General features: G+C 29.2%; 20 protein-coding genes and 1 riboswitch. Of the genes, 1 reads left to right on the forward strand and 19 read right to left on the reverse strand.

Annotation, left to right across the window (positions count from 1 at the left end):
- Positions 1–44: 44 nt before the first annotated feature.
- From DFR80_RS07485 to DFR80_RS07525, 10 genes are all read right to left on the reverse strand, one after another.
- Positions 45–1,322 (reverse strand): hypothetical protein, encoded by a 1,278-nt coding sequence (locus DFR80_RS07485; protein ID WP_114489616.1) that lies wholly within the window; start codon positions 1,320–1,322, stop codon positions 45–47.
- 326 nt (positions 1,323–1,648) lie between these two features.
- Positions 1,649–2,533: a hypothetical protein gene (locus DFR80_RS07490; protein ID WP_114489617.1), complete on the reverse strand. Its 885-nt coding sequence runs from the start codon at positions 2,531–2,533 to the stop codon at positions 1,649–1,651.
- Positions 2,520–3,395, reverse strand: coding sequence for a hypothetical protein (locus tag DFR80_RS07495; protein ID WP_114489618.1), 876 nt, complete (start codon positions 3,393–3,395; stop codon positions 2,520–2,522). The genes DFR80_RS07490 and DFR80_RS07495 overlap by 14 nt, the downstream gene beginning before the upstream one ends.
- Before the next feature lie 153 nt (positions 3,396–3,548).
- Positions 3,549–4,610: an MAE_28990/MAE_18760 family HEPN-like nuclease gene (locus tag DFR80_RS07500; RefSeq protein WP_114489619.1), complete on the reverse strand. Its 1,062-nt coding sequence runs from the start codon at positions 4,608–4,610 to the stop codon at positions 3,549–3,551.
- The gene (locus DFR80_RS07505) at positions 4,600–5,817 is read right to left on the reverse strand and encodes a DUF262 domain-containing protein (protein ID WP_114489620.1); all 1,218 of its coding nucleotides are present in this window, start codon (positions 5,815–5,817) and stop codon (positions 4,600–4,602) included. Before DFR80_RS07505 ends, DFR80_RS07500 begins: the two co-directional genes overlap by 11 nt.
- 138 nt (positions 5,818–5,955) lie before the next feature.
- Positions 5,956–6,123 (reverse strand): hypothetical protein, encoded by a 168-nt coding sequence (locus tag DFR80_RS15200; protein ID WP_158537693.1) that lies wholly within the window; start codon positions 6,121–6,123, stop codon positions 5,956–5,958.
- Between the two features lie 106 nt (positions 6,124–6,229).
- Positions 6,230–6,520: a leucine-rich repeat domain-containing protein gene (locus tag DFR80_RS07510; protein WP_158537694.1), complete on the reverse strand. Its 291-nt coding sequence runs from the start codon at positions 6,518–6,520 to the stop codon at positions 6,230–6,232.
- 549 nt (positions 6,521–7,069) lie between these two features.
- Positions 7,070–9,448, reverse strand: coding sequence for a P-loop ATPase, Sll1717 family (locus tag DFR80_RS07515; protein WP_114489622.1), 2,379 nt, complete (start codon positions 9,446–9,448; stop codon positions 7,070–7,072).
- A 468-nt stretch (positions 9,449–9,916) separates the two neighbouring features.
- Positions 9,917–10,273, reverse strand: coding sequence for a nucleotide pyrophosphohydrolase (locus DFR80_RS07520; protein ID WP_114489623.1), 357 nt, complete (start codon positions 10,271–10,273; stop codon positions 9,917–9,919).
- Between the two features lie 11 nt (positions 10,274–10,284).
- A complete protein-coding gene (locus DFR80_RS07525) occupies positions 10,285–12,150 on the reverse strand; it encodes a DUF2075 domain-containing protein (RefSeq protein ID WP_199505791.1) in 1,866 nt (621 codons plus the stop codon).
- A 249-nt stretch (positions 12,151–12,399) separates the two neighbouring features.
- Between DFR80_RS07525 and DFR80_RS07530 the strand changes: the two genes are divergently transcribed.
- On the forward strand, positions 12,400–12,555 hold the full coding sequence (locus DFR80_RS07530) for a YvrJ family protein (RefSeq protein ID WP_114489624.1): 156 nt from the start codon (positions 12,400–12,402) through the stop codon (positions 12,553–12,555).
- A 40-nt stretch (positions 12,556–12,595) separates the two neighbouring features.
- On the opposite strand, the gene DFR80_RS07535 is transcribed toward DFR80_RS07530, so the two are convergent.
- The 9 genes from DFR80_RS07535 to DFR80_RS07575 form a co-directional block, all read right to left on the reverse strand.
- The gene (locus DFR80_RS07535; protein WP_114489625.1) at positions 12,596–12,916 is read right to left on the reverse strand and encodes a hypothetical protein; all 321 of its coding nucleotides are present in this window, start codon (positions 12,914–12,916) and stop codon (positions 12,596–12,598) included.
- Positions 12,913–13,473 carry a replicative helicase loader/inhibitor gene (locus tag DFR80_RS07540; RefSeq protein WP_114489626.1) on the reverse strand — a complete coding sequence of 187 codons (561 nt, stop codon included), beginning with the start codon at positions 13,471–13,473 and terminating at the stop codon, positions 12,913–12,915. Before DFR80_RS07540 ends, DFR80_RS07535 begins: the two co-directional genes overlap by 4 nt.
- Positions 13,466–14,539, reverse strand: a complete 1,074-nt coding sequence (locus tag DFR80_RS07545) for a hypothetical protein (RefSeq protein ID WP_114489627.1) — start codon at positions 14,537–14,539, stop codon at positions 13,466–13,468. The genes DFR80_RS07540 and DFR80_RS07545 overlap by 8 nt, the downstream gene beginning before the upstream one ends.
- 370 nt (positions 14,540–14,909) lie before the next feature.
- Positions 14,910–16,955 (reverse strand): PAS domain S-box protein, encoded by a 2,046-nt coding sequence (locus DFR80_RS07550; protein WP_114489628.1) that lies wholly within the window; start codon positions 16,953–16,955, stop codon positions 14,910–14,912.
- 257 nt (positions 16,956–17,212) lie between these two features.
- Positions 17,213–18,454, reverse strand: coding sequence for a GGDEF domain-containing protein (locus tag DFR80_RS07555; protein ID WP_076544095.1), 1,242 nt, complete (start codon positions 18,452–18,454; stop codon positions 17,213–17,215).
- Between the two features lie 89 nt (positions 18,455–18,543).
- A complete protein-coding gene (locus DFR80_RS07560) occupies positions 18,544–19,260 on the reverse strand; it encodes a methyl-accepting chemotaxis protein (protein ID WP_076544094.1) in 717 nt (238 codons plus the stop codon).
- Positions 19,261–19,329: 69 nt separating this feature from the next.
- Complete coding sequence (locus tag DFR80_RS07565) at positions 19,330–20,508, reverse strand: cache and HAMP domain-containing protein (protein ID WP_076544093.1); 1,179 nt, start codon at positions 20,506–20,508, stop codon at positions 19,330–19,332.
- A 201-nt stretch (positions 20,509–20,709) separates the two neighbouring features.
- Positions 20,710–20,796, reverse strand: a riboswitch (cyclic di-GMP riboswitch).
- 95 nt (positions 20,797–20,891) lie between these two features.
- Positions 20,892–22,511 (reverse strand): sensor domain-containing diguanylate cyclase, encoded by a 1,620-nt coding sequence (locus DFR80_RS07570; RefSeq protein WP_114489630.1) that lies wholly within the window; start codon positions 22,509–22,511, stop codon positions 20,892–20,894.
- 238 nt (positions 22,512–22,749) lie between these two features.
- Positions 22,750–24,693 carry a methyl-accepting chemotaxis protein gene (locus DFR80_RS07575; protein ID WP_114489631.1) on the reverse strand — a complete coding sequence of 648 codons (1,944 nt, stop codon included), beginning with the start codon at positions 24,691–24,693 and terminating at the stop codon, positions 22,750–22,752.
- Between the last annotated feature and the right edge of the window lie 9 nt (positions 24,694–24,702).

Consider the following 24,702-nt stretch of genomic DNA (forward strand, 5'->3'; position numbering starts at 1 on the left):
GATTCTATTTTTTTATTCAAAAAAATTTGAACTAGATTTACTGTTTAAAGACTATCATAACGGGATTCGGTATTTTTACTTGCCGAATTCAAGTTTAAATTTTTATTAATGAATGAACTGAAATTATCCATAATAAAATATTTATCTGTTTCATTATTATAAATGAATAACTGATCAAAATCTTTATCAAATAAATGAATAGAAAATTTTAATTTTTTGATAATATTGAATAACATATTAGTAACCATCTGGTAAGAATCCTGATGTGGAATACTGTGGCTTAATAAATTATTTTTCATCTCATCATAATCTTCGTTTAAAGAGCCATTAAAAATCATCCAAGAGCTTTCTAATAAAAAATTACTATAGCTACAAAATAATTTCAGATTGTTTTGATATTGATAAATATAACCTTTTCTCCCCTTATAATTTGGCGTGAAATTAATTATTTTTATGTTAGTGTTTTTAAGTTTTAAATTTAAATCGTCCACTAATGATTGTAGATAATTATCTTCACCAATCCTATGAGCAGTTTTCATACCTACTTTACCGGTGCTTTTCAACCATTTTATTACCTTATGTTTATTTTTCTGTTTTAACCACTTAACCATTGACCTAGTTACAACATATTTGTCATTTTTATGATCTTTTACATAATTCTCTAACTTTTTTATCAAAATTTCTCTTTTTTCTAATAAATCTTCAATTGTCTTAATAATATCTTCATTTTTCTTTTTATTTTTCTTCTCAATAAAATTATTATAATTTTTTTTAATTTGAGTGCCTAATTCTAAATATTCTTTCTCTAAATAACCAGGTATTAAAACATCAAAATTTTCTAAAGTATATTCCCACGTATTAATAATATCTTCTATATTATTACAACTTTCATTTAAAATAGTAAGTCTTTTTGTTTTTAACATATCTTCTAATAATTTTTCAATAGGCTTACCTAAATTCATTTCAAAATTCTTTACACAATCTGATCCTACAATTAATTCGTTTTCATTTATCTTATTTACAATATAACAAATATTCTTAATTGGTTGATGGCATAATTGGCATTGAATTGTTTTTTCTTCATCAATTATAACATCTACAGGATGGGCTGAGTTACTACTCCATTCGGAAGCTGCTTGTTTTAGAACTTTAGAATACATATTTCTGAAAAAAGTTTGCATTTTTAAATCTAAATTTTTCGCTTCTGCTCTTTTAATAGTTGGCCTTTCTTCAATGAGTTTTTTTAATTTTCCATAATCTTTAATAGTTTCACTATTCATCAGTAAAGTTCTTTCCCTAAGCGTCATTAGTAACTTGCCCATCGATAACCCTCCTATTTAAATTCTTAAATCATTATATATATATATTAATATATCATACCACAAGATCATTAACAAACGTTTGTATGATTAGTTGTATATTTAACTTAATTTAATTAACAGGATTAACGACTCTTAAGACAATTACCCTTGATTAAATAGAAAGATCTTTTAAATGATTATAATTTTTGCAAACCATAATCTTTATCAACATACTTGCTGGATAAAAATTGAATTAAACTTATATAGCTCTTTTCTTTATCTAATAAGTTTGAAAGCTGCAATATCAGAACCGGCAATATATTGTTTTCCGGCGTTTAGATTTGTATTTAATATTGCTGATCAAAAGTGTTATTTTCATTTATTTCAAATAGTTCAATAGATGAAGGGTTTTCAGTATATTCTCTTGATCTTCTTCTGTGCATATAGTAGGGTACTTCTAAGGATGTAACTAATATTTTATTCCCCTCTTTCAAATTTAAAATCATATTTATATAATTAGTATCGCTTAATTCCAATTCTACTAACTGTTCTTTAATAACAGATTCATATAATCCAAAAATACTACTACCACCATAATAATCATGACTAACTATACTACCACTACTCCCATCTATTTTCTTTAAAGAGGAAACATTACATATGATAGAATAATAGTTATCTCTACGATGATGAGTTGCATTGGCTTCATCATGAAAAAGCCCAGGATTGTTATTACAAGTTGGTGAAAAAATAATATCAATTAGAGAACCATCAGGAAGTTCCTGCTCAGCAACATTTCTTGATAATTCATAATAATCATAACAAGTTAAGACACCAAACTTAACATCTTGAGACCCCTGTAAATATAAATTATAATCGTCACCAGAATTCAACTTATTTCCTTGAATAATTGAATTTTCATATGGTGACAAATTAATTTTATTGTAAGAATATATTTCTCCCGATTTAGCTATTACTGTAACATTATAATTATCTTCTGATATGTAAGATCCTCCTATAATAGTCATATTGTTTGATTTTGACAAATATACATCAGTCATTACAGGATCAAAAGAATATTCAGGAAAAATAATATAATCTATTTCTTTATTTTCAGCAAAGTTTAAGCAAGCTTCAACTTTTTCAACATGTGCTTCAAGATTATAAATTTTTCTCGTGTTTTTTTCTAGTAATAATGGGATTTGACATATGGCCAATTTAATTTGTGCCATTTATACCATCTCCAGATAAGTCTACATTAATTTTTATTTCTCTAACTGGATTACCAGTATAATTATCAATTAATTTATCATTTTCATATAGTTTTGCCTCAACTTTATAAATTTCTTGAGCCTTTTCTTTTGGAGGAAATATCTTATATACAAGTTTATCATCATTTTTTATTTCAAAATTATTTTCATAGAACATATTCTTTTTCTTATTATATAACTTACAAGATAATTTAAACTTAGGAAAGGGATGAAGAAATCTTCTGAAATTAATTGTACACTTAACTCCTTCCCATCCTTCTTCCTTTTTATATATTTTCCATCTTTTGATTGAAGCATTTTCATAAGGTAAAATAAAAATTAAACTTCTTTCTAAAAAAGGAAGTTTTAATGAAAAACCTGTCTCATCAAAAATTACATCTCTTTTATCAAATGGTTTTTCTGAATCAATTGTTTTTACTGAATTTTCATTAAAATATTTTTCAAACTTTTTATTATAGATAATTATCAATTTAGCTCCTACATTTAAATCTTTTTTTAAATACCATAAGGGACTACTACCATGTTTAGCTGGATCGATAATTTTTACTTTATGATTTTCTCTAATTAATTTTGTAAAATTATCTTTTAAACTATTATATTTATTTATGTCTTTGTTAAAATAATTCCAAATTTGATTTACTTGTTTATTTATTTTAACATCATTAATTTTACTTTCTATTTCATAGCTCTTCTCAATATGTTGTTTTGTAAAAAAAACTCTTGTGCAATAATAGTTGTTTTTTAAATAAAATTTTTCAATAATAAAACTTTTATAATTTCCTAAAGAAATATCATTATATAATTGATCAAATACTTCAAGCATAAAATTTTCCTCCTGTTGTGTTATTCTGGGTTACAGATAATATTCCTGAAGTTTAAGGTTATCATTTACACTACTACCATTTTAGAATGAATTAGCATAGAGCGACAGCAGACTCTCCAATACATATTATCAGAAGTTAAATTTAATGTAATACTACTTATTCAAATAAAAAATTTGGTTTTCCTTTGCTTTAAAATTTATTTCCATTCCAATATTAATGCTTTTCTCTTCTGATATCATTTGATAACTTTCACCATCTATTTGCAATTCTTTGATATTACCATATAAATATTTGGGATAATTACTATTTCTTTCTGCAATAATTTTATCACCTACAGCTATTTTAATATTTTCTAATTCAAGTATAATAATTTTATTATCATAAATTTTAATTGGTGAATTTAATTTTACAGAATTATGTTTTACTTCATAAGAAAGAACTTTATCATATAATACATTAAACAATGCATTCCCATAAACTTCTAAAAAATCTATATACTCTAACAATAAGTTCAAATTGAGTATTTGGCCCACTGATCCATGAGCTACATCATTTCTTCTATTAGCCAAATCATCTAACTTATTAAAAACTATTTTGTCTCTAGTATTAGATAAATTAATTTCTGGATAATTATTATTCATATATTTTTTAAACATGCTTTCTTGTTTAACTAAATGTGAAATATTGTTTATTCCAATATTAGAAAAAAATCTATTAATTTCTTCATGTCTAAAATTAGATGAATGATAAGTATAAGCTTCTAAATTAATCTTATAATTAAATTCATCATTATTTATACAAGAATATAGATTTTTTATTATTTCATTTTTTGAAATAACTCCTTGGTATTTTGGAAGTTCAATATTACGTAATAATTGAGCTGATAAATCATGATGATTTTCTGAAATTGTATTAGGTAAATTTGAGAAATCATCAATTATAGTATTTAATTCATTTAAATAACCTTTAATAATTTCCTCTAAATATCTTTCAAAAAAACCATATAATGAAATAATGATCGTATTATATTCAAAAACTTTTTTTGTTCTAAACTTCATGTGATGTTCTTTAATATCTTCGATTAAATTATGAATTTCACAGTGTTCTCTTTTTTCTAAATTACTAGCCAATAATTCATTTTGTAATTTAACTCCTGATATATAATCTCTTAATTTTTCTAAACCATTAATAAATTCATTTAAATTACCCCTCATTATTATCTTCCTCAATATATTGCTTAACAAAATCACTTAATAATTCTATTCTTTTAGTTACATGATTTTTATTTGTATTACGACCTCCAAAATCATCATAGTTTTCCTTATAAAAATCAGCAAGTTCAATATTAATCGTTTCTTTTTTCTCCACAAGCACTTCAGCGAAATCTAAATACTGACTCATAACTTGCATCAAGGGATCATATACAGCTTTAGTTGGACGGTTATACCACTTCCAATCTCCTTGTCTTTCTCGATAAAGGCAGAAAGCATTTTCTCCTAAAATATCATAAACAAGTTTAATAGTATCTTCAAATATTTTCTCATAATTATTAATTATATTTTTATCAAAAGAATTTCCTTCTATTAAAAAATAATCTAAAAAATCATTTGTATTTGTTGCATTTTTCATCTTATCAATTTGTCTATATGCGAAAAACCGTAATACTAATTCTACATCTTCCATTTTTCTATATAATCTATTTTCTAATAATTCTTGCGAAACATTATTAATGTCACCTGAGTTATGTTCAGGAATATTCCACATCTTACATAAATATTTATTACTAGACAAATCAATACATAATTGATTTAATTTTCCATTATATAACGCATTCCTTGTTTCTTGTCGTTCTAAGTTTACACCACCACTGTTAATTCTTTCAAAAACTAATTGTTTTAATCTTTGTGCTTCATCCTTATCTCTTGCAGTTTCTTGTAATAAAATAATAGAAGATATATATCTTCTATTAATACCTTTACGAATTTGTTCAGGTAAGTCTTTATAATATGAGCCATTTAATTCTTCCCACTCTTCCAATCCATCCAACTCATAGTTGTTTTGGTAAAATTCATAAATAGCAGTTAATCTTTGTAAACCATCCATTACCTCATAAACGGAATAATCTACTTCATATAAAAATATAGGTGGTATTGGTACATTCATAATAAATGATTCAATTAAGCGAGACTTCTTTATTTTATCCCATCTATGCCTACGTTGAAATTCCGGATTTAAAATATAATTTTCACTCTTTAATAATGGAACAATAGTATTCAAAGGATATCTAGCTTGTTCAGTTACTATTCTTACTTCACCTTTTTTATATTTCTCATTAATTTCCCTATTACTGACATCAATTTCTTCAGCTGAATCAATTTCTTCAAAGTCAATTTTTTCTTCTTCAAAAAGTTCTATTTCCATAGTTAAATTGCTCCTTTTTAAATATTTTTCTTTCTAATAAATTACTTTTAAGTCAAATAACTTCATAAAATATTAAATAATTTAATTTTCATATCAATTTACTCCTCCACAATTGACTTCTCCAACAACTTCTGGTCATTAACAAAAAAAGCGGATTAGTAACTCAGGATTTAAATTTTCCATATCCGGAGCATTAGCAATAAGAACTAATACATTCTTAGCTCCATTATCATAAAGTAAAGCAAGTGAATCAGATAACTTAGCTACTCTTTCTATTCCTCCGCCAATAGTAATGTCTCCCAGCACTCCTAAACCTGATTTGCTGGACTCTTTAAAGATATCTATTAAAATATTAATAAAAAAATTATAGTTCTCAATGCAGCTTCAATAATAGTAATTAACTGGATTGATATTAATAATTTATTATGTTAAATTCAACATCACTATCAAATTTAAAGCCGTCAACAAATATACCATCTGGTATTTTCACTGATTTTAAGTTATTACTTATAAAAGCATAATCTCCAATAGAGGTAACGGTATCGGGTATTTTTATTGATCTTAAATTGTTATTATTTAATGCTCGATCACCTATAGAAACAATACCAACAGGCATTTCTATTGCTGTTAAATCATTATCACTAAAAGTATATTCTCCAATATTAGTAATAGTGTCAGGTATTTTTACTGATTTAAACTGCAAGATGACAGCAAGTATCTTTGAAAATAAATTAGAAAGGCTTAAATATTAAAAGAACCGCTGCTCTCTATAATGGTAAACACACTTACCATTATCTTTACAGTTCATTGAGGACTCATACCATTTTTCCATAGTTCTTTTTGCATGTCATGACTTGCATAATGACTGCCTTTATCAAAATGAAAAACTAAACCCTTTTCTGGTTTATATTTTTAATTCCCATGTTAAGAGCATCTATGAGAAGCTATCTGGTCATTCTTTTACTAATCGACCAGAAGTCAGCCACTTTATTTGAATAATGATCTATTACTACAGGTAGGTAGTATCAGTCTTCACCTGTGAGTGTACGGCAAATTGGAGGATAGATAGGAAAATATATACTAATATTTGGGAGACTTTCCAACTGTCAGACTCTTTAATTAAAGAAAATGGAATTTCATATGATTTTCCTAACCAATAGTATAATTCATCGAACGCTTTCTATTTGGATCTAAATCTAATAATTTTTTAAAAAATTGCTTTCACTGTGTCCTCTAATTAGACAACCTAAATTTAACTTTTAATTTCTAAATATGCATGAAATGGCTTATTTATTTTATATTTTCTAATTTCGTCTTCTGATTGCCTTGCAGTTTTTCTCGCCATTACTTTATACTTTTTGTTTTGTTTGTCATCATATAAAAACTTATATTCTCCATCTTTTATTTCTATCCCTAAAAAACAAAGCTCACATAAAAGATCAATTACAATTTGTTTTTGATTGTCTTTAAGTCCGACAGAATTAATAATTTGAGTAATTTCTTTATCAGTAATAATTTCATTTGATCCTAAAAATTCATATAATAAATCTTCAAAATTTTCAATTCTATCTCCCGCCTCAACAATTATAGACTCTAAAGCATGTTGAGAATATTCCATTTCAGCATCCAAAATATCTTCTTCCTTAACAATAGTATGATTTCTATTAATAGCATTATTAAATGATTCTTTTGCAAAAAATATCAAATCTCTTGGTCTTGGAAGTATTGAATTTACTATATAAGTCTTTGTGTTCAAACCATCCACATTATTACAAAAATATTTATTCCATAAATCATCTGAAAAATTTAAAGTAGAACTATTATTAGAATAAATTATTCTTTCCTCTAAAACACGCAATAATAATTCAGGATCATTCCAAATAATTTTTTTATATGATATTTTATCTTTTTCAGGAGCAAAATTAATTATTTGATTAAAAATATCTCTTCTTAAGAAAATAATTAAAGACAAATTAACATGCTTACGCCAATGATCTGATTTATCAAAATCTCTAATAATATTCTGACTAACATCAAACAAAGCTAACAACAGTTTACTGAAAGTTGGCAGATCGAGTTCTGAAGACCAATTTTTATCTAGATTATCAATCAATATTACAACTTTATTTTTGTCATTCAACAATTCTCCTAACTGGCTACGTATTTTATTAATAATGTTTGAATGTAAATTTTCACTAATTTTTAATCTCTGTTTACTAGAAGAATTATCTTTATGTAAATCTTGAAGCTGTTCAACAACTTTTTCTAACCTTATAGAAAACTTAGGTAATATTAATTCTTTATTTTCTTTTATAAAGCTTAAAAAATCTTTTTCAATCTGTGATTTATGATAATAGCTTGGTTTATTATCCAATAATTCATAAGCATTTTTGGCTATTTCAGTATAAATTAAATATTTCCAAAAACTTTCGGTTAAAAATCCTTTTTCGGATTTAGGTATAGGCTGTTTTAACATACGAATTATTCCATTTAATTCGTAAGCCACAGGTTTTATTACACAAACAAGATTTCTATTATCACTCTTTAGTTTTTTTGATAAAATAAATAAATTTGCTGTTTTACCAGCCCCTTTACGACCAATAAATATTGACCTTTGAGAATTAAATGCCTCTTTAAACTCAGCAGTTTCTACAAAATAATTAGATAAGTTACCAGATTCATTCTCTGCTATATAATCACCTAAGGCAATCTTTTGTAGTTTGGTACGGTCTTTATTTTTCTTTAAATTTTCTTTTTGTTTTAAGTTTGTTACTTTAAATTCATTTTCTATTTTATCTAACCAATTTTCAGCTAATTTTACACATTGTGATGCTGTTTCATGTTGTTTTAAAATATCTTTATAATCTATAGGAGATTCATAAGGGGAATGAGCTAACATTAACATTTCTTTACCTAAACCATATGCTATACCTGAAACAAAAGAAACTTTTGCATTATGAAGCTCGTTTCCTATATGATCTAATCCAAGAAAATGTGAAATAATCCCCTGCGAATTATATATTTTTTGCAAATACCATGATAATGTTTGATTAGGCACCTCTAATGGATCATCAACTAATGTAGGAATATCATAACTGTCAATAAGCCTAGAAAGCTTAATAGATGATTCAGTATCTATTTTGCTTTTTAAATATAATAAATTTTCTTCTTTGGAATTCAAAATGCTATCTTTTATAATATCATTAAATAATGTATTATTTAAATCATTATATGGCTCTTTACTATAAAAGTTCTCAATTATATCATTACTATTACTGTAACTTACATATGCCACTGTAGATAGTAATTTGAATTTCTTAAATTTACTTATGGTATTATTTAAATTGGGGTTCAAAAGTATCCAAATCTTCTTTTTTAATGCAATTGCATAACCAAGTTCAAACAATACATTATGATTAAGTGTAGTAATGTCACAAATAAATAAGTCTGATTGTTTAATTTTATTAATAATCGAATTTATTATTAAATTCCCATCATTTTTTAAAGATTCCCAACCCACTAAATTAATAATATTATTCTTGTTTACATTTACAATAAACGTTCTAAATGTTTCAGGTATTGCAGGTGGAGAAGAACTATATGCGACAAAACCGGTGACTTTATTTCTCATTATATTCAATCCTTTCTATAAAAATTAAATTCTTAACTTATAAAACCAACTTAACTATCACATATCTTTTCTGCTTGTTCCATCACAGTATCAATAGCTTTTTTGTTTATCATGTGGATAATTATATTTTCTTAACAGCCTTCTGATCTCACCTTCATCTTAGCTCTTACACTTTTACGAGAATTCCAGTCAATAGTTTTAATGTTTCTGATAGTTTACGCTAATTCTACAGCAATTTTCTTTAATATTTCATTATCCATAATTTTTACAGCGGCTTATTAACTTTAAGAACATCATAAAAAGTAATTTTATTTTTTGTTCAAATTTGTTCTTTTCTTGGCTTCACTCATATTTCTGATTAAATAAATAAAACTTCGATAATTTTTCCAAATTTATATCTCAAAATGATTATTTATAAAGATTTATATTTAGTCATTTAAAGAAACTAAAATAATGAATAAAATTAAATTATAATTCGTTGTATTTTTTGTTGTTTCCTTTAGCTAAATCTATTGGGTATTTTTGACTATTTATTTTAATTTTTCTTTTTAATATATTTTCTAAATCAATATTATTCATTTGAGCAAATCTTAATATAAAGAACATTATATCTGCAAGCTCATTTTCTACTTTTTCTTTTTTATTTGTATTATTCATAATATATTCAATTTCTTCTTTTGATTTAAACCTAAAGATTTCTAACAATTCATTTGCTTCCGTAGAAATTCCAATAGATAAATCTTTTGGATTATGAAATTGATCCCAATCACGCTCCTCACAGAAGTCTTTTACTACTTTCTCTAAATCACTAATATTATCTTTCATATTTCCTCCTATTAATTCATCATTTTTTTAAAATATTTTTGTAGATTTTTATCAACACAATAAATATAGCAGCCTTTCATTCCTCTGGTCATTAATGTTCTATAAGTATTTTTAATTATTTCATCTGCTATTTTGTCAGCTTTTTTAGGATTAGATTTAGCCATTTTTTTAAGACCTCTTATAGAACTATCATATGTAGCTCTTTGATTATAATCAGTAACTATTTTACCATCTTCATATCTCATATCCTCTCCAATAATCACTCCAACGTAATCAAATTCTAGGCCCTGTGAAGTATGAATACAACCTGCTTGATGAATAGAACCTTCATCAATTGCATAAGTACTGGTGTCATTTAAATTCCAACTCATTTCAAAATCTCCAATTTTTATATCATGATAATTAGGATTACTTTTTCCTTCTTTAGGCCAATTCCAGCAGTAACCAGCTAAAATCCTTGCATTATTTTCACTATCATTTAAAAAAACAATTTTATCTCTTAATTCTTGAGGATCATCAAACACCTTAAAATCATAATCAACATCTTTTAATGTGAAGTTAGCTGTTTCATTAATTTCAAGGGTATTATCTAACCAAGCCAAATAACCATCTGATCCATTACATCTAAATTGTGATACTAATTCATTTTCATAAATATCAGCATTAAATTTTTCTGCCCACATTTTAATATCCTCAACATTTCCTATATCTTTAATATGTACCCTTTGATTTTCATCAATAAAAAACACGCTGAAATTTGAAGCATTTATTATTTCTTTTATTTGGTTTTCTCCCTCATTAGAATAAAATCCAGATTTTTCATTTAATCTATGAGCTTCATCAACAATCAAACTATCAAACATGTTTTCATCAATATCTTTAAAACTACCGGAACCAGTAAATAGATTATTAATATGTGTCTTTTTTCTTGTACCCGTTAACTTAGCAGTATATACATTTCTGGGGGCACTATTTTTAGATACATACTGACAAAAATGTTCTTTGTTAGTTAAATTAACAAGCAAATTTATTGCAACAACAGATTTGCCAGTTCCAGGACCTCCTTCAACAATATAAACCCTTTTCTTCCCATCTTGTTTAGATTTTTTTGCTAGTTCCATAATTTCTTCATAAACTACCTTTTGTTCATCTATCATTATAAATTCTTGATTTCCATCTAACATACTCACAAGCGAGTCTTGAAGGCTTTTTGATGGTTTAATTTTTGCATTTTCAATGGAATATAATGTCTTTTTATTATCACCATATTTAATAAATTTTTTAATAAACTTTCGTAACTTTGGAATATCCCCTTTTGCAAAAACTGGTGCTTTTTCTATATAGTCTTGATAAAGATTATGTTCTATAATATCGTTTTTTTTCTTTGGGTAATTATGAAGATATGCACATGGATTTAGCTGAATATCATTTTCTTGAACATAAAAATTGTAGTCTTCAATCATAGTACAATATGACCAAACTTGATATGAAGGATGAACAACTCTTCTCAATTTATTACCGGTATAAGTTTCTACTAGACCGTCATTTCCGTGCACAAGATTTATTTTGCTCCATTGTTTTAACTCAATTACTACAGTATTATTTTTTTTGCTTGAATCTAAACCGGATAAAATAAAGTCTATCCTTTTTGAAGTGTTAGGAATATTATACTCAATCGCTACACCAGAATTATTGGGTATTTCTTGATCATTTAATACTTTATACATATACTGCATAGAATTTTGCCAAGATTTAAATTCACTTTTTATGGTTGTCCTATTCATCTTATCATAAATTATATTTTTTAAATCATCTACCAATGTATCTTGTTCTAGGTCTTGCATAAAATTTGTTTTTGTACCATGATATATTAACAAAATATTTCCTCCTATTCAAAATGGACTTTTCTTATTTATATAATCAATTTATTTCTATAATTAATAATTTAAATTAGTTTTTAACATCTAAATTTATACTTCTATAAATAACCACATTTTCCTTTATCCACAATTCGACAAATTTATTCTCTAATCCAGGATAAAGCTAGCAAAAACGGCTTTTTTTCAACTTTTCCAGCTTCTTTTTATGATATAATTAAAATAAGAAAAAACAGAAAGGAGGATCTCATGAAAGAAATATTCAATCTTATCAGTACTTATGGTTTTCCAATGGTTTTATCAATTTATCTTTTGGTCAGATTTGAACCCTTAATCAAAGATTTAAAAGAGTCGATTGACACTTTGATCGTACTCAACGATAATGATCAGTACTTTAAACAGTAAAAAATAAGGCCTCTGCTTTTACACAGAGACCGGAAACAGCTTAATGATTTTGCAATTCTCCTTTTAGAATTTTAATATACAGCTCACCCTGCTCTTTGCATTCTTCAAGCTTCCTGCCGCACTCAAGTTTGTTAAAGTTACAGTCTTTACAGAACAGCTCATCAATTTTAAATTTAATTTTATATTGATCAACTATTTTTTTAAGTTCTTCTGCCTGTCTGATCCTTTTACTGCCAAAACTTTTTTTAAATTTCCTGTAGGAGGGAAATCTGGGGTCTTTATCTATATCTCTGGCAGTAGGAATTTGTCTTTCTGTCCTGACTTTTTTTTCAAATAGTTCAACCAGCTCCTCACGTTTCATAACAACCACTCCCTATTTGACTTTTCATTTCTAGGAGCTGCTTCGAGAAGCTCATCTCTAACTGCAGCAGGTAAATACATAAATTCTTCCTGGCAACGATTAACTTCTTTATAGAGCTTCATAAAATGACTGCGTACATAATTGTTATTACAGTCACTATGACAGATTGCTGTAAAACCACCAAAGTGTTCCACAGTCTCTCTGACCTTAGGGGGTAAAGACTTCATCGCCTCTCCCGCTCTATAATAGCCATATCTTCTGACAGCCCTTAAAACCAAATTCCAGGCCTCACCTGCAGTAATCTTTGCTTCTGCCGGAAGTTTTATTCTTTCTACTTCCTTTACAATCTCCCCTACTGAAGGCGGCCAGTGACCGCTGTTGATTATTATTTTTTTTAAAACACTGATTACACACTTATTATCATAAAATTTAAGCAGATCATACCAGACCTCGATCAGCATTTCGTTTTCTCTCTTTGAAGTTTTAGGAAATTTAAACTTTCCTGGATAACAATGATTTAAATAAGTAAGCAGTTTAATAATCTCTTTTTTAATCATCTGAGCCTCCCTCTTCTGCCTCCGCATATAATTCTGCTAACATATCTATTTTAGCTTCCGCTTGATCGCGATATCCATTCCTTTTCATTTGATTTTCCAGAACTATCACCTGTTTTCGTAACTTTTGTGCGCTTAAAATATTACTTCTCCAGAAATCATCTTTCTGACTAAATTCTATAATTTTTTCAATCTCCTGCCAGCTGTAACCTTTATTCTCTTTTTTTCTGGCTCCTACAGGACCCAGTCGATGCAGCTTATCGATCGAATTTAACCACTTTTTAAAACGATTATTTTCTGGGTTCTTTTCTGGTACACTCGCTCTGGAATTATTTGATAGGATTAAATTAATTAATTTTTCAGTTAATTTCTCCGCTTCAATTTCACCCCTATCTGTCTTAGCTGCTGGTTTATTATTTAGCTTTAAAATATTAGTTCCATCAAATTTTTTTTCGATAAATATAATTTCCATCTGCCAATCGGAATCGAATATTTTATCAAATTGATCTAGTTCTAGATATGGTTCTGGAACTGGAGCTAGTTCTAGAGAATCAACCATGCTATCATTAACGGCATCATCAATGCCATCTGCAATACCATTATTGATAGCATCGAAATCGCCCATTAAATCAGGATCTTGACCAGTAAAATACTCTGGCATTTCTTTTCTTAAGTATTTTGCAAAAGAATTATTATACCGCTCAGCTAGATTCAAAAATACGTTAAACAGATATGATTTAGGTAGTTCATTTAATTTTTTTACAGCAGATTTTTGATGATTTTTATTTTTGATTGGAGAATATTTTAAGGCTCTTTTAATTAAAATTATTGAATTTTTTTCATCATAAGCTATAAATTCGTCACTAATCAAATTATTTAATAACAGCTCCACTTCTTCAATTGAAATTGACAAATCACCGGCAATATAGTGTTTGGGTAACCTATAAAGTCCTTCAGAATATCTATGCAAATTTGTTAAAATATATAACGCCACAAATTTTGTTTTATTATCCCAGGTCCTTACCTTCTCGTCAGTCCAGAAACTTGTATCTACTTTATTAAACTTCATTTAATCCCTCCTGTTTGGTGTGACAGACGGTTAAATTCAACCTCCTTTCTATTTTGATTTGTTAAATAACTATTATTTTGTTAATATATGGTATTATACCATTATAAGTATATTAATTCAAGTCAAAATATTGCAAATTTTACTTATTTTATAATTTCAATCTTTGTCTAATCTAAAAAAGTACTATCAATATCTGCAAGCCATTTTTGTCAATCATAAAAGCTATCAGATAGAATTTCTGGACATTAAAAAATTCGGAATCCTGTATTAAGATCCCGACCTAAGTCATCCATAATATTATTTTTTGGCAAGGTAGATTCTAAAAACATTTAAATATCTACTTTTTTATGATATTCCTCCAAATAATTACTTATTTTCGACCTTTATTTAAATACATATTCTGATCTGCTTTATTAAAGATCTTATCCAGACTGCTGCTGTCATCTATCATAACCTCAAAACCAAACGAGATCGACAAAGGTTTCTCCAGGTTTCTATCCTGGTTAAATTCTTTAATATTTTTTTCTAATCTCTGGCAAAAACTTTTTGCTTCTTTGTATCTGGACTCAGGTAAAATCATAGCAAACTCATCTCCACCTATACGAGCAATAATATCTTCAGTTCTTGCAGTTTCCTTTAGTATTTGGGCTGTATTAACTAAATACTCATCTCCTTTTTTATGGCCATAAGTATCATTGATGATCTTGAGACCATCCAAATCTCCAATCACAATTGTTATTGGATGCTGGCGGGAAGAGCTCAGTCTTTTTAATTCATTTTCAAAATATCTTCTATTATATAGACCTGTCATTTCATCATGAAAAGAAAGATATTCTATTCTTTTTTCTCTCTTCTTTCTCTCCGTAATATCGCGATATAAACCATAGATACCGATCTGCCCATTTTCTAATTTAATGGGAAAGCCCTGCAGATGAACATTTATTTTATCACCATTTTTGGTTTTTCTTAGACTCTCACCTTCAACTTTTTTACCTTCTTTTACTTCCTCAGTATATTCCTGTCCTGATTCTAATAATTCCTCCGGTAAGATATAATCATCAATATTTTTATTTATAAGTTCTGATTGTGTAAATCCAAATAAGGACTCAAATTTTTTATTAACTTTAATTACTCGATGTTTATTATCTAGAAGAACTATTGCTTCTGTAGAATTATTAAAAAGCTGTTCAAAATATGCTTTTTGTTCTTTTAGTTTTTCTTCCTGCCTTTTTCTTTTTGTTATGTCAATACCGGTGGCTACAACATATTTAATATCATCTGCATCATTTAAAATAACATTATTGGACCAGACAATTAATTTTTCTTCCCCAGTTTTTGTCAGCAGATAATTTTCGTATTTATAGGGATAATCCTTATTTTTTAGTCGACAAAAAGTGTCAATAACATCTTTTTTATCTGTTTCTTTTATAAATAAATCCCAAAAAATTTCCCCTTTTACTTCATTTTCTTTATAACCTGTAAGCTCCTCAGCGGCCTTATTAAAACGAATAATTTTACCCTCCGAATCTATTAATAAAACAAGACTGCTCTGCACCTCTAAGATAGTTGACAGAAAATTTTTCTGTTCTTTAATTCTTTCCTGAGCATATATTCTATCTAATGATGCGGTAACATGTGATATTAAAATCTCTGCTAATTCCAGATCATTTTTACTAAAAGCATTCTTTTTAGATGCTGCTGCCTGAAAAACTCCATAGTTTCCAATCGGAATACTTATCCCTGACTTATAAATGTTTTTTATAGCCACCGCTTCAAAACTATTTTGAATATCATCAATTATAATACTCTTACCTTCCTGAAATGTTCTGGCAGCAATGCTTTTTTCTGTTATTGGAATCTGCTCCTGCTTAAAGTTGCTGGAAGAAGCCAGTGGTATAAATTGCCCACCTTTTGCTAAAATAACATTACAGAGGGTAAAATCTAAAAGACTCTCAGCTGCTTTTACAGTCATATCGCATATTTCTTTTTCGCTTTTTAGTTCTTTAAAATCTACAGCTATTTTATGTAGCTCTTTAACTATATATTCTCTTTCTTTTTGTTCTGTAATATCTTCGGCAGAACATACTACATAATCCACCTGACCACTTTTATTTAATTTTGGATTTTTAGTTATCGCAAGTAATCTTGCTTGACCTTTATGATTTTTTAACCATTCTTCCGTCTTAATTTTTTTCTTTTCTTTAAAAACCTTTTTATTGCTCAGACTACATATTTGAGTTTCTTTATCAGAGAGAACCTTATTTAATTTTTTATTTTCTAGAGCCTCCTTATCTACACCTAAAAAATCAGCATGTGCCTGATTTGCTTTGCCATAAGTAAAAGGATCCTTTAAATACCAGACCTGTGTTTCAATTGTGTCCAGCAGCATGTTCTGCTCTTTATTATTTTCCAGCATCTTTTTCCACCTCAATAAGTTTTCCTTATCCTGAATATAATAATAATTGTTATTAGTATATTCGATACTAAAATCTAAATTCCTTTGTCAACTGGCAACACATTTAATAAAAGAGATTTAAACTCTGCACCTAATTTTTATAATCAGTTTAAATAAAATTTATAAATCTAAAATAATAAACGGCTAAGCTCTTTAGAATTTAAGAACTTAGCCGCTTTAATAATTTAATATTATTTTTACTGTTTTAATTATCTTTACTATCTTTTAAACTCTTCTCTGTTTTTGTTTTTACTTATTTTATCTTTATACATATTATCATCTGCTTTATTAAATATTTCTTCAATATCTTGACTCATCTCAGTTTTAGTTGCAAAACCAATACCCAGTGAAAGATTTTTGTCTCTGATTTTTACTTTCGCACTTTTTTCTTTGATTCTTTTTATAATTTTCTCCGCATCCTTTTCCGGAGTTTGAGGCAATATAAGAGCAAACTCATCCCCACCAAATCTGGCCAGAATATCATCCTCTCTCAAGCTTGACTTAAGCACAGCTGCTGCCTTTTTTATTAATTTATCTCCTGTCAGATGTCCGTGCGCATCATTTATCATCTTTAAACCATTTACATCTATAACCACCAGGCTTAAGGGGAGCTGTTCTTGCTCATCCAGCCTTTTCAGCTCCTGGTCAAAAAAAGCTCTGTTATACAACCCGGTTAGCTGATCATGATAACTTAAAAACTCTAATTTTTTTTCCTTTATTCTCAAACTTGTTAAGTCAACCTGCATTGATAAAATACCGGTCCCACTATCCGGTAGATTAATTTTTGTTTCTTTAAAATGGGTATAATAATGTTTCCCATTTTTATTAGTATTATCAAGATTAAATTCTAAATCCTGTCCACTCAATATAATTTCAATGTCTTTTTTTGCTTCTTCCACTCTTTCTGGGCCAACCAACTGATTAAAAATATTATCTCCTTCTAATTCTTGTTTACTGTAACCGGTCATATTGCAGAGTGCTTCATTAACTTCAAGTATATTACCTTCTGGATCTTCAACCAGCATCCCGATAGGAGCACTATTAAATATTGTTTTATACTGTTCTTCTTTTATTTTTAAAGCAGTTTCTGCATTTTTTCTATCAGTAATATCTTCATGCATAATTAATGCGCCATCTGCAAAGGGAGTAACTATCAACTTAAACCAGGCTGTTTCTGCAGGAGAATACTCGGGATATTCTAATTCAAACTTATCCTCTTCATTTAATATAACATTTTTAATTCCGCATTCAATATCTGAAAAATAATCGGCAGCAGATTTATTTAGTCGTTTAATCAGTTGAATATAGTTTAATCCTATACTGTTATTCTCGACATTTTTCTCACTTTTTAAAATATAATCTTTCCAGTCATCATTTATAAAAATTATTTCTAAATCTTCATTTAAAATCACACTTTTATATGCCAGCGCGTTTAGAAAACACGGTGTGTTACAGAGCACTTTTACCACCCTTAACCTTTTTATGATTTATTATATTCAATTATAATTATATCACTCAAGTTAAGGGTGGTAAAGATGAAATAAATTTATCATAGTTCAAACTTATTGATTAAATCTGTTAATTCAACTGCCATTCTGCTTAAATCTTCGGATGCACTTACAATTTCTTCAGTCGAGGCACTCTGTTCTTCACTGGCAGCTGCTACCTCTTCGGCATTGCTTGCTGCTTCTTCACTGACTGAAGCTATTTCTTTAATTGTTGCTTCAACATCTTTACTATTTCCACTTACTTTTTCTGACCTCTCACTAATATTTTCAATTAAATCTCTTAATTGTACTGCTGCAGAATTAATTTCTTCAAATGCCTTACCGGTATTCCTGATTGCAGAGACACTGCCATTAACTACTTCCTCTGTAGCATCCATTCTATTTACAGCTTTACCAACTCCACTCTGAATTTCTTTGACCAGTCCCCCAATCTGATTTGTTGCATCCTCTGATTCTTCGGCCAGCTGCCTTATCTCATCTGCAACAACTGAAAATCCACGACCAGCTTCTCCTGCTCTAGCAGCCTCAATGGCAGCATTTAGAGCTAAAAGATTGGTCTGAGCTGCTATATTGTTAATTAAATCTACTATCTCACCAATTTTATTTGACAGATCTCCTAAATTATTGATAGTATTTGCTACTTCTTTAGTATTACCTCTTACATTTTCTATCCTATCGACAGAGTTTTCTATTGAATCATTACCGTCATTAATATTATTCATAACTCTATCAGCCTGTTTTTCCATATCTTCTGACATCAATGTAACATTTTCTATCTGTTCTATCAGCTCATTAATTTTACCACTGGTTTCTTCTACCTGTGCTGACTATTCTTCAGCTCCAGATGCAACCTGTTGAATCGATTGCCCAACCTGACCTGCTGCAGTTGCCACTTCCTCACCGGAAGCAGATAATTCTTCACTGGAGGCAGAAAGATTTTCAGCAATAGCTGTAACCTTAGTTATTATTTCATTTAAATTCTCTTTCATTTTATTTAGTGAGGAAGCCAGAACTCCAACTTCATCTTTTCTAGCTATTTTGATATCTGCAACTGACAAATTTCCTTCAGCAATTTTATCTGACATCTCAGCCGCTTTAAGAATTGGGTTGGCAATATAACGGGCAATAAAATAGCTAATAATAATACCGATAATTAAAGCAATTACAGCAATCCAGATACTCATATTTCGGGATGTAACTAATTCTGCTAAAACATCGTCCTCATCTGCAGTCATAGCTACGACCCAACCCTCGAGACCAACTGGGGCATAGGCTAATTCTTTTTCCACTCCATTATATGTATATTCTCCAGTTCCAGAACCCCCTTCTATCATTTTATCAGTTAAATTTTGAAGCTCAGTTTGGCCAGTTAAAATATCTGTATTACCAATATACTGTTGATCCGGATGGGCAATTGTACGTTTTTGCTGATCAATAATCCAGCCATAACCAAAGCCATCAATCTCCATATTTTTAATTAAAGACTGTAAGTACTGGCTTTTTACTGTACCTCCAATTACTCCTGCCAGCTTATTGTTATTAATAATGGGAGCTGCGACAACTAAGACCTCATCTCCCGAAATTCTACTTTTTCTCGGTATAGAAATAGCTGGCTGTTCTGTTTTTATTACTTCCCGAAAATATTCTCGGTCAGAAATATTAATAGTACCCCCATTTAAAATGTTACCTTCTCCTGTTTTATCAACTATCAAAATTGATTCTATATTTGGATTGCTAATTTGTGATAAAAATTCTGTCTGTTCTAACCAGTTCATAGATTTTACTTTTTCTGTATTCGCAAAATCCTCTATCTGAACTTTTAAACCAGAAAGCCACTCAAAAATAATTTGAGCATTCTGCTCCGCACTATTTAAAGAGCTGTCAGCAGTGGAATCCTGAATAAGAGTGCTAATGAAATTATTAAATGCAATAGAAGTCCCCACCATCAAAACTAAAATCATAACAGCAATAATAATTGTCATCTTTCCCTTTAGGCTTGTAAACATTTTTGTCTCTCCCTTTTTATGTTTTTATTAAATAAAATTATACGGCTAATAAATTGTACTCTCCACTTTTAATTTATATAAAACCTATAACTAACCAGTAATCTTTATTAATAAAAGTAATAATTTTCCTTTTAAAATAAAAAAATAAATACCAAAGACTTATTGCCCAGTATTTATTTGATACTCTGATATTTAAAAATCAAAAGCAACCTGGCAGTCATAGATGTCAATTTCCTTAGACCCATAGCTTTGCGCCATTATTTTTCAATAATATTGCCCAATATTTAGTTAAAATTCAAGCCTATGTTAATTATATAACATAGATATATAAAATTAAATAGTTATTTTATGTCATAAAGTAACTATTTTCGACAAAAATATTTTCAACATCTATCAGCAAATTTCTGCTCATACATCCTCTGATCCGCTTTATTGTAACATCGCTTAATATTTTTAATGCTGTGATTCTGATTGGTGCAATCTGTAGTCTCATAACCAAGAGCAATAGTCAGCGGTACCGGTAAATCTTCAATTTTATTTCCCTCTTCTATTCTTGCTAAAATTCTTTCTGCTACATCATCTGCCTTCGAATAATCAGTCTCTGGCAAAATGACTGCAAATTCATCTCCACCAATTCTGGCAACAACATCCTCGGTTCGCACAGTTCTTTTAATAGCTTCAGCAGCTCTCTTAATATACCTGTCTCCCATACTGTGCCCATAAGTATCATTAATATCTTTTAATTTATTCATATCGCCAATGATTATACTGATTGGATACTGCCTGGAATTATGCAGTCTTTTTAATTCCTCATTAAAATATCTTCGATTATAAAGCCCTGTCAGTTCGTCATGATTGGATAGATATTCGATTTCTTCTGCTGCTCTTTTTTCCTGATCTATATCAATATGGATTCCTACAATTCGGACAGCATTTCCTTTTTCATCTCTGTCTGTTACTTTCCCGATATCTCTGATCCACTTCCAGTTGCCATTTTTAGTTTTTAATCTGTGTTCATTAAAATATTCTTCGCTTTGACCATTTAGATGAACTCTTATGTCTTTTAAAGCCTGGTCCCTGTCATCAGGGTGGACTAATTTCAACCAGGTATCAAGATCATTACCCAGATTAGAATATTCATATCCCAGCATCTGAGCCCAGCTTTTATTGAAATGAATATATTCTTCTTCTACATTCCAGTCCCAGACACCGATATTGGCTCCCTCAACAGCCAGCTCTAATCTTTCTTTAACTTCCTTTAACTCAAATTCTCTCTTTTTATTTTCTGTTATATTATCCAGGGCGACATAAATTAACTCACCATGCTTCTTATTTTCAACCGCAAAAACGTGGACATTACAATATTTAATCTTATTATTAACAGTATAAGAAATTTCTCTTTCCCACTCCTGGTTATGCTTAAATTTTTCTTGTGCTTGCTTTAAAACATTCGCATCTATGTTTGGTACAGCAACTTTATTTATATTTTTATTAAGAATATCAGGCTTAGATACTTCAAATATTTCTTCAAATTTTTTATTGGCATTAAGTACTTTTAGATTCTGATCTAATAAAACAATTCCTTCAAGTGAATTAGTAAATAGATTTTCAAAAATTAATTTTTGGTTTTCTAACTCTCTTTTTTGTGCTATTCGATGAGAAATATCTATAATCTCAAAAAGCATTTTTTCATTTTCTAATTTTGAATAACGAAAATTAAAATATTTATGATCACCAGCAGCAGTTATTATCTTATATGTTCTGTCGCTGGTATTATCTGCTGAATCATATTGAAAATAATCTTTTACTTTCTTTCTATATTCTGGATCGGGACAAGCTTTTTTATACCAATCATCCATTGTTTTGATCTCAGTTCTTTTATAACCGGTCATCTCTCTAATAGCTTTATTAATAAAAATAATTTTTCCCTGTTGACTGGCTACTATAATTCCTATAGATAAACTATTTATTATATCTTTTTCAAATTTAATAATGGAATCCATAAACTCACCCCTGAAATATCATTTTAATGATAATACTTATAATATTCATTCTTCATAGACCTTTAAATTCCTGTATTTATTTCTTTAATTTGTAATTTTTTAGTCTTAACCGTAATTTTTAATAAAGAAAAACCGCCCCAGAAAAGGACGGTTAAATATATTAAGTTTTAAGTTAAAATCAAAGTATATCTCTCAGCAGCCGAAAAAGTCCTGTTTTCTGTCCAGATAAATAATAATTTTATAACTCAAACTGATCCAGATCAGCCTCCAGTTTTTCAGCAATTTTAGCCAGCCTTTCTGCACTGCTTGATACTTCCTCAGTAGCTGCTAGCTGTTCTTCTCCGGTTGCTGCAACCTGCTGACTGCTAGCAGCAAATTCTTCACTTACAGAAGCAACCTCGCTCATTGAATTTTCTAGATACTCACTATTATCTGCCATTTTTTGAGCATTACTTTTAAGCCTTTTAACTATTGTTCTAAATTGATCTGATGCTGCTTCTATTTGATCAAATACTTCCTCAGTACTATTGATTGCATCAACACTTTCTTCTACAGTTTCCGCATTTTCTTCCATTCTAGAAACTGCTTTTTCCACTTCAGACTGAATTTCATTAATAATTTTAGTTATTCTCTCTGTAGCCCCGGAAGACTCTTCAGCAAGCTCTCTTATTTCATCAGCCACCACAGAAAAACCTCTGCCAGCTTCTCCCGCGCGAGCAGCCTCAATGGCTGCATTAAGTGCCAGTAAATTTGTTTGATCTGAAATATTTCCGATAAACTCTACAATCTCACCAATCTGCTTTGATAGTCTGTCTAAAGCCGAAATTGTGCTGGCCACCTCATTAGAATCCCTCTTTACTTCATTAACTCTGGTAATTGTAAGGTTAACTTTTTTATTTCCCTGTTCTATATTTTCATCCACAATTTTTGAAGCCTGATCCATCTCAAATGCGGCACTTTCCACATCTTCTATTTGATCATTTAATTCTCCCATATTATGGTTCATATCAGTAATTTGAGCTGTCTGTTCTTCAGCACCAGAGGCCAGATTCTGTACTGAGGAGCCAACATCTTCAGCGGAACGGCTGAGCTGGGTTCCCGCAGCCGAAAGTTCCTGACTGGAAGAAGCGATATCCTGTGACATTCTATCAATTTCAGTCATTGTAGACCTTAAATTGTCCTGCATCAGATTAAGAGCTCTGCTTAAATCACCAATTTCATCTGCAGATTTTACCTGTAGCTGTTCAATATTTAATTTACCAGCAGCAATTTTTTTAGCAAAGTTAACTGCATTTAAAATTGGCTTTGTTACATAACCAGCAGCAAAATAAGTAATAATCAAGGCTATCACCAGCGAAATAATAATTACAGTCGAACTTGCTATCAGCTGATCAATCAAACCTGTAAATACCTGATCCCTAGGCAGCTGGACAATAACTCCCCATCCAGTTCTTTCTACTGGAGTAAAAGAGGCAAACTTGTCTTCTCCCTGATATGTATATTCTCCACTTCCCTGGGTTCCATTTATTACCTCAGCAACTACAGAAATATTACTCAAATTTTCTTTGTTTTGAACCAGCTCAGAATCTGGATGACCAATCACCTGCCCCTGATCATTAACTACAAAAGCAAAACTGTTTTCACCCAGATTAGAATCATCAGAAATCCTGCTTAAAACACTTAAATTTATCTGAGCATAAATCATGCCTGAATTTTCGCCATCACTTCTAACTGGAACTCGATAAATTAACTCGGCTTCACCGCGGTCATTAATAAAAATATCTGAATAATCTTTTCCCTGGGCCATCAAATCATTTTCGTTTTTCACCTTAATATTTTCACTAAAAATTTCTTCGTTACCACTGTTATAAACTGCTATCCCATCAATATAACTGTTATACTCAACAGTTTTTAAGAGTAGATTTCGCATTTCTTCAGTCTGCATAGAACTTAAAATCTGAGTCCTGGCAGCTATATCAACCGGTTCTTCTGCATAATCCAGGATTCTATCTATTTCACTTTTAAAACCAAGTGCAAGTTCTAGATTGCTTTTAAAAGCTGCCTCAGTCTGGTTTTTAACACTATTGCTGAGTGTAACATAAGTATATATTCCCAGCGGTATAAGCATTAAAATAAAAACAACCAGCATTAATTTAAGTTTAAAACTTTTTTTGAAAAACATCGAATTCCC

This window comes from Halanaerobium sp. ST460_2HS_T2 (assembly GCF_003337665.1).
Classification (GTDB): domain Bacteria; phylum Bacillota; class Halanaerobiia; order Halanaerobiales; family Halanaerobiaceae; genus Halanaerobium; species Halanaerobium kushneri.

Coding starts and splice junctions, on each gene's coding strand:
- DFR80_RS07485 (WP_114489616.1), bottom strand. CDS start 1,322: ATGGGCAAGTTACTAATGACGCTTAGGGAAAGAACTTTACTGATGAAT.
- DFR80_RS07490 (WP_114489617.1), bottom strand. CDS start 2,533: ATGGCACAAATTAAATTGGCCATATGTCAAATCCCATTATTACTAGAA.
- DFR80_RS07495 (WP_114489618.1), bottom strand. CDS start 3,395: ATGCTTGAAGTATTTGATCAATTATATAATGATATTTCTTTAGGAAAT.
- DFR80_RS07500 (WP_114489619.1), bottom strand. CDS start 4,610: ATGAGGGGTAATTTAAATGAATTTATTAATGGTTTAGAAAAATTAAGA.
- DFR80_RS07505 (WP_114489620.1), bottom strand. CDS start 5,817: ATGGAAATAGAACTTTTTGAAGAAGAAAAAATTGACTTTGAAGAAATT.
- DFR80_RS07515 (WP_114489622.1), bottom strand. CDS start 9,448: ATGAGAAATAAAGTCACCGGTTTTGTCGCATATAGTTCTTCTCCACCT.
- DFR80_RS07520 (WP_114489623.1), bottom strand. CDS start 10,273: ATGAAAGATAATATTAGTGATTTAGAGAAAGTAGTAAAAGACTTCTGT.
- DFR80_RS07530 (WP_114489624.1), top strand. CDS start 12,400: ATGAAAGAAATATTCAATCTTATCAGTACTTATGGTTTTCCAATGGTT.
- DFR80_RS07535 (WP_114489625.1), bottom strand. CDS start 12,916: ATGAAACGTGAGGAGCTGGTTGAACTATTTGAAAAAAAAGTCAGGACA.
- DFR80_RS07540 (WP_114489626.1), bottom strand. CDS start 13,473: ATGATTAAAAAAGAGATTATTAAACTGCTTACTTATTTAAATCATTGT.
- DFR80_RS07545 (WP_114489627.1), bottom strand. CDS start 14,539: ATGAAGTTTAATAAAGTAGATACAAGTTTCTGGACTGACGAGAAGGTA.
- DFR80_RS07550 (WP_114489628.1), bottom strand. CDS start 16,955: ATGCTGGAAAATAATAAAGAGCAGAACATGCTGCTGGACACAATTGAA.
- DFR80_RS07560 (WP_076544094.1), bottom strand. CDS start 19,260: ATGTCAGAAGATATGGAAAAACAGGCTGATAGAGTTATGAATAATATT.
- DFR80_RS07565 (WP_076544093.1), bottom strand. CDS start 20,508: ATGTTTACAAGCCTAAAGGGAAAGATGACAATTATTATTGCTGTTATG.
- DFR80_RS07570 (WP_114489630.1), bottom strand. CDS start 22,511: ATGGATTCCATTATTAAATTTGAAAAAGATATAATAAATAGTTTATCT.
- DFR80_RS07575 (WP_114489631.1), bottom strand. CDS start 24,693: ATGTTTTTCAAAAAAAGTTTTAAACTTAAATTAATGCTGGTTGTTTTT.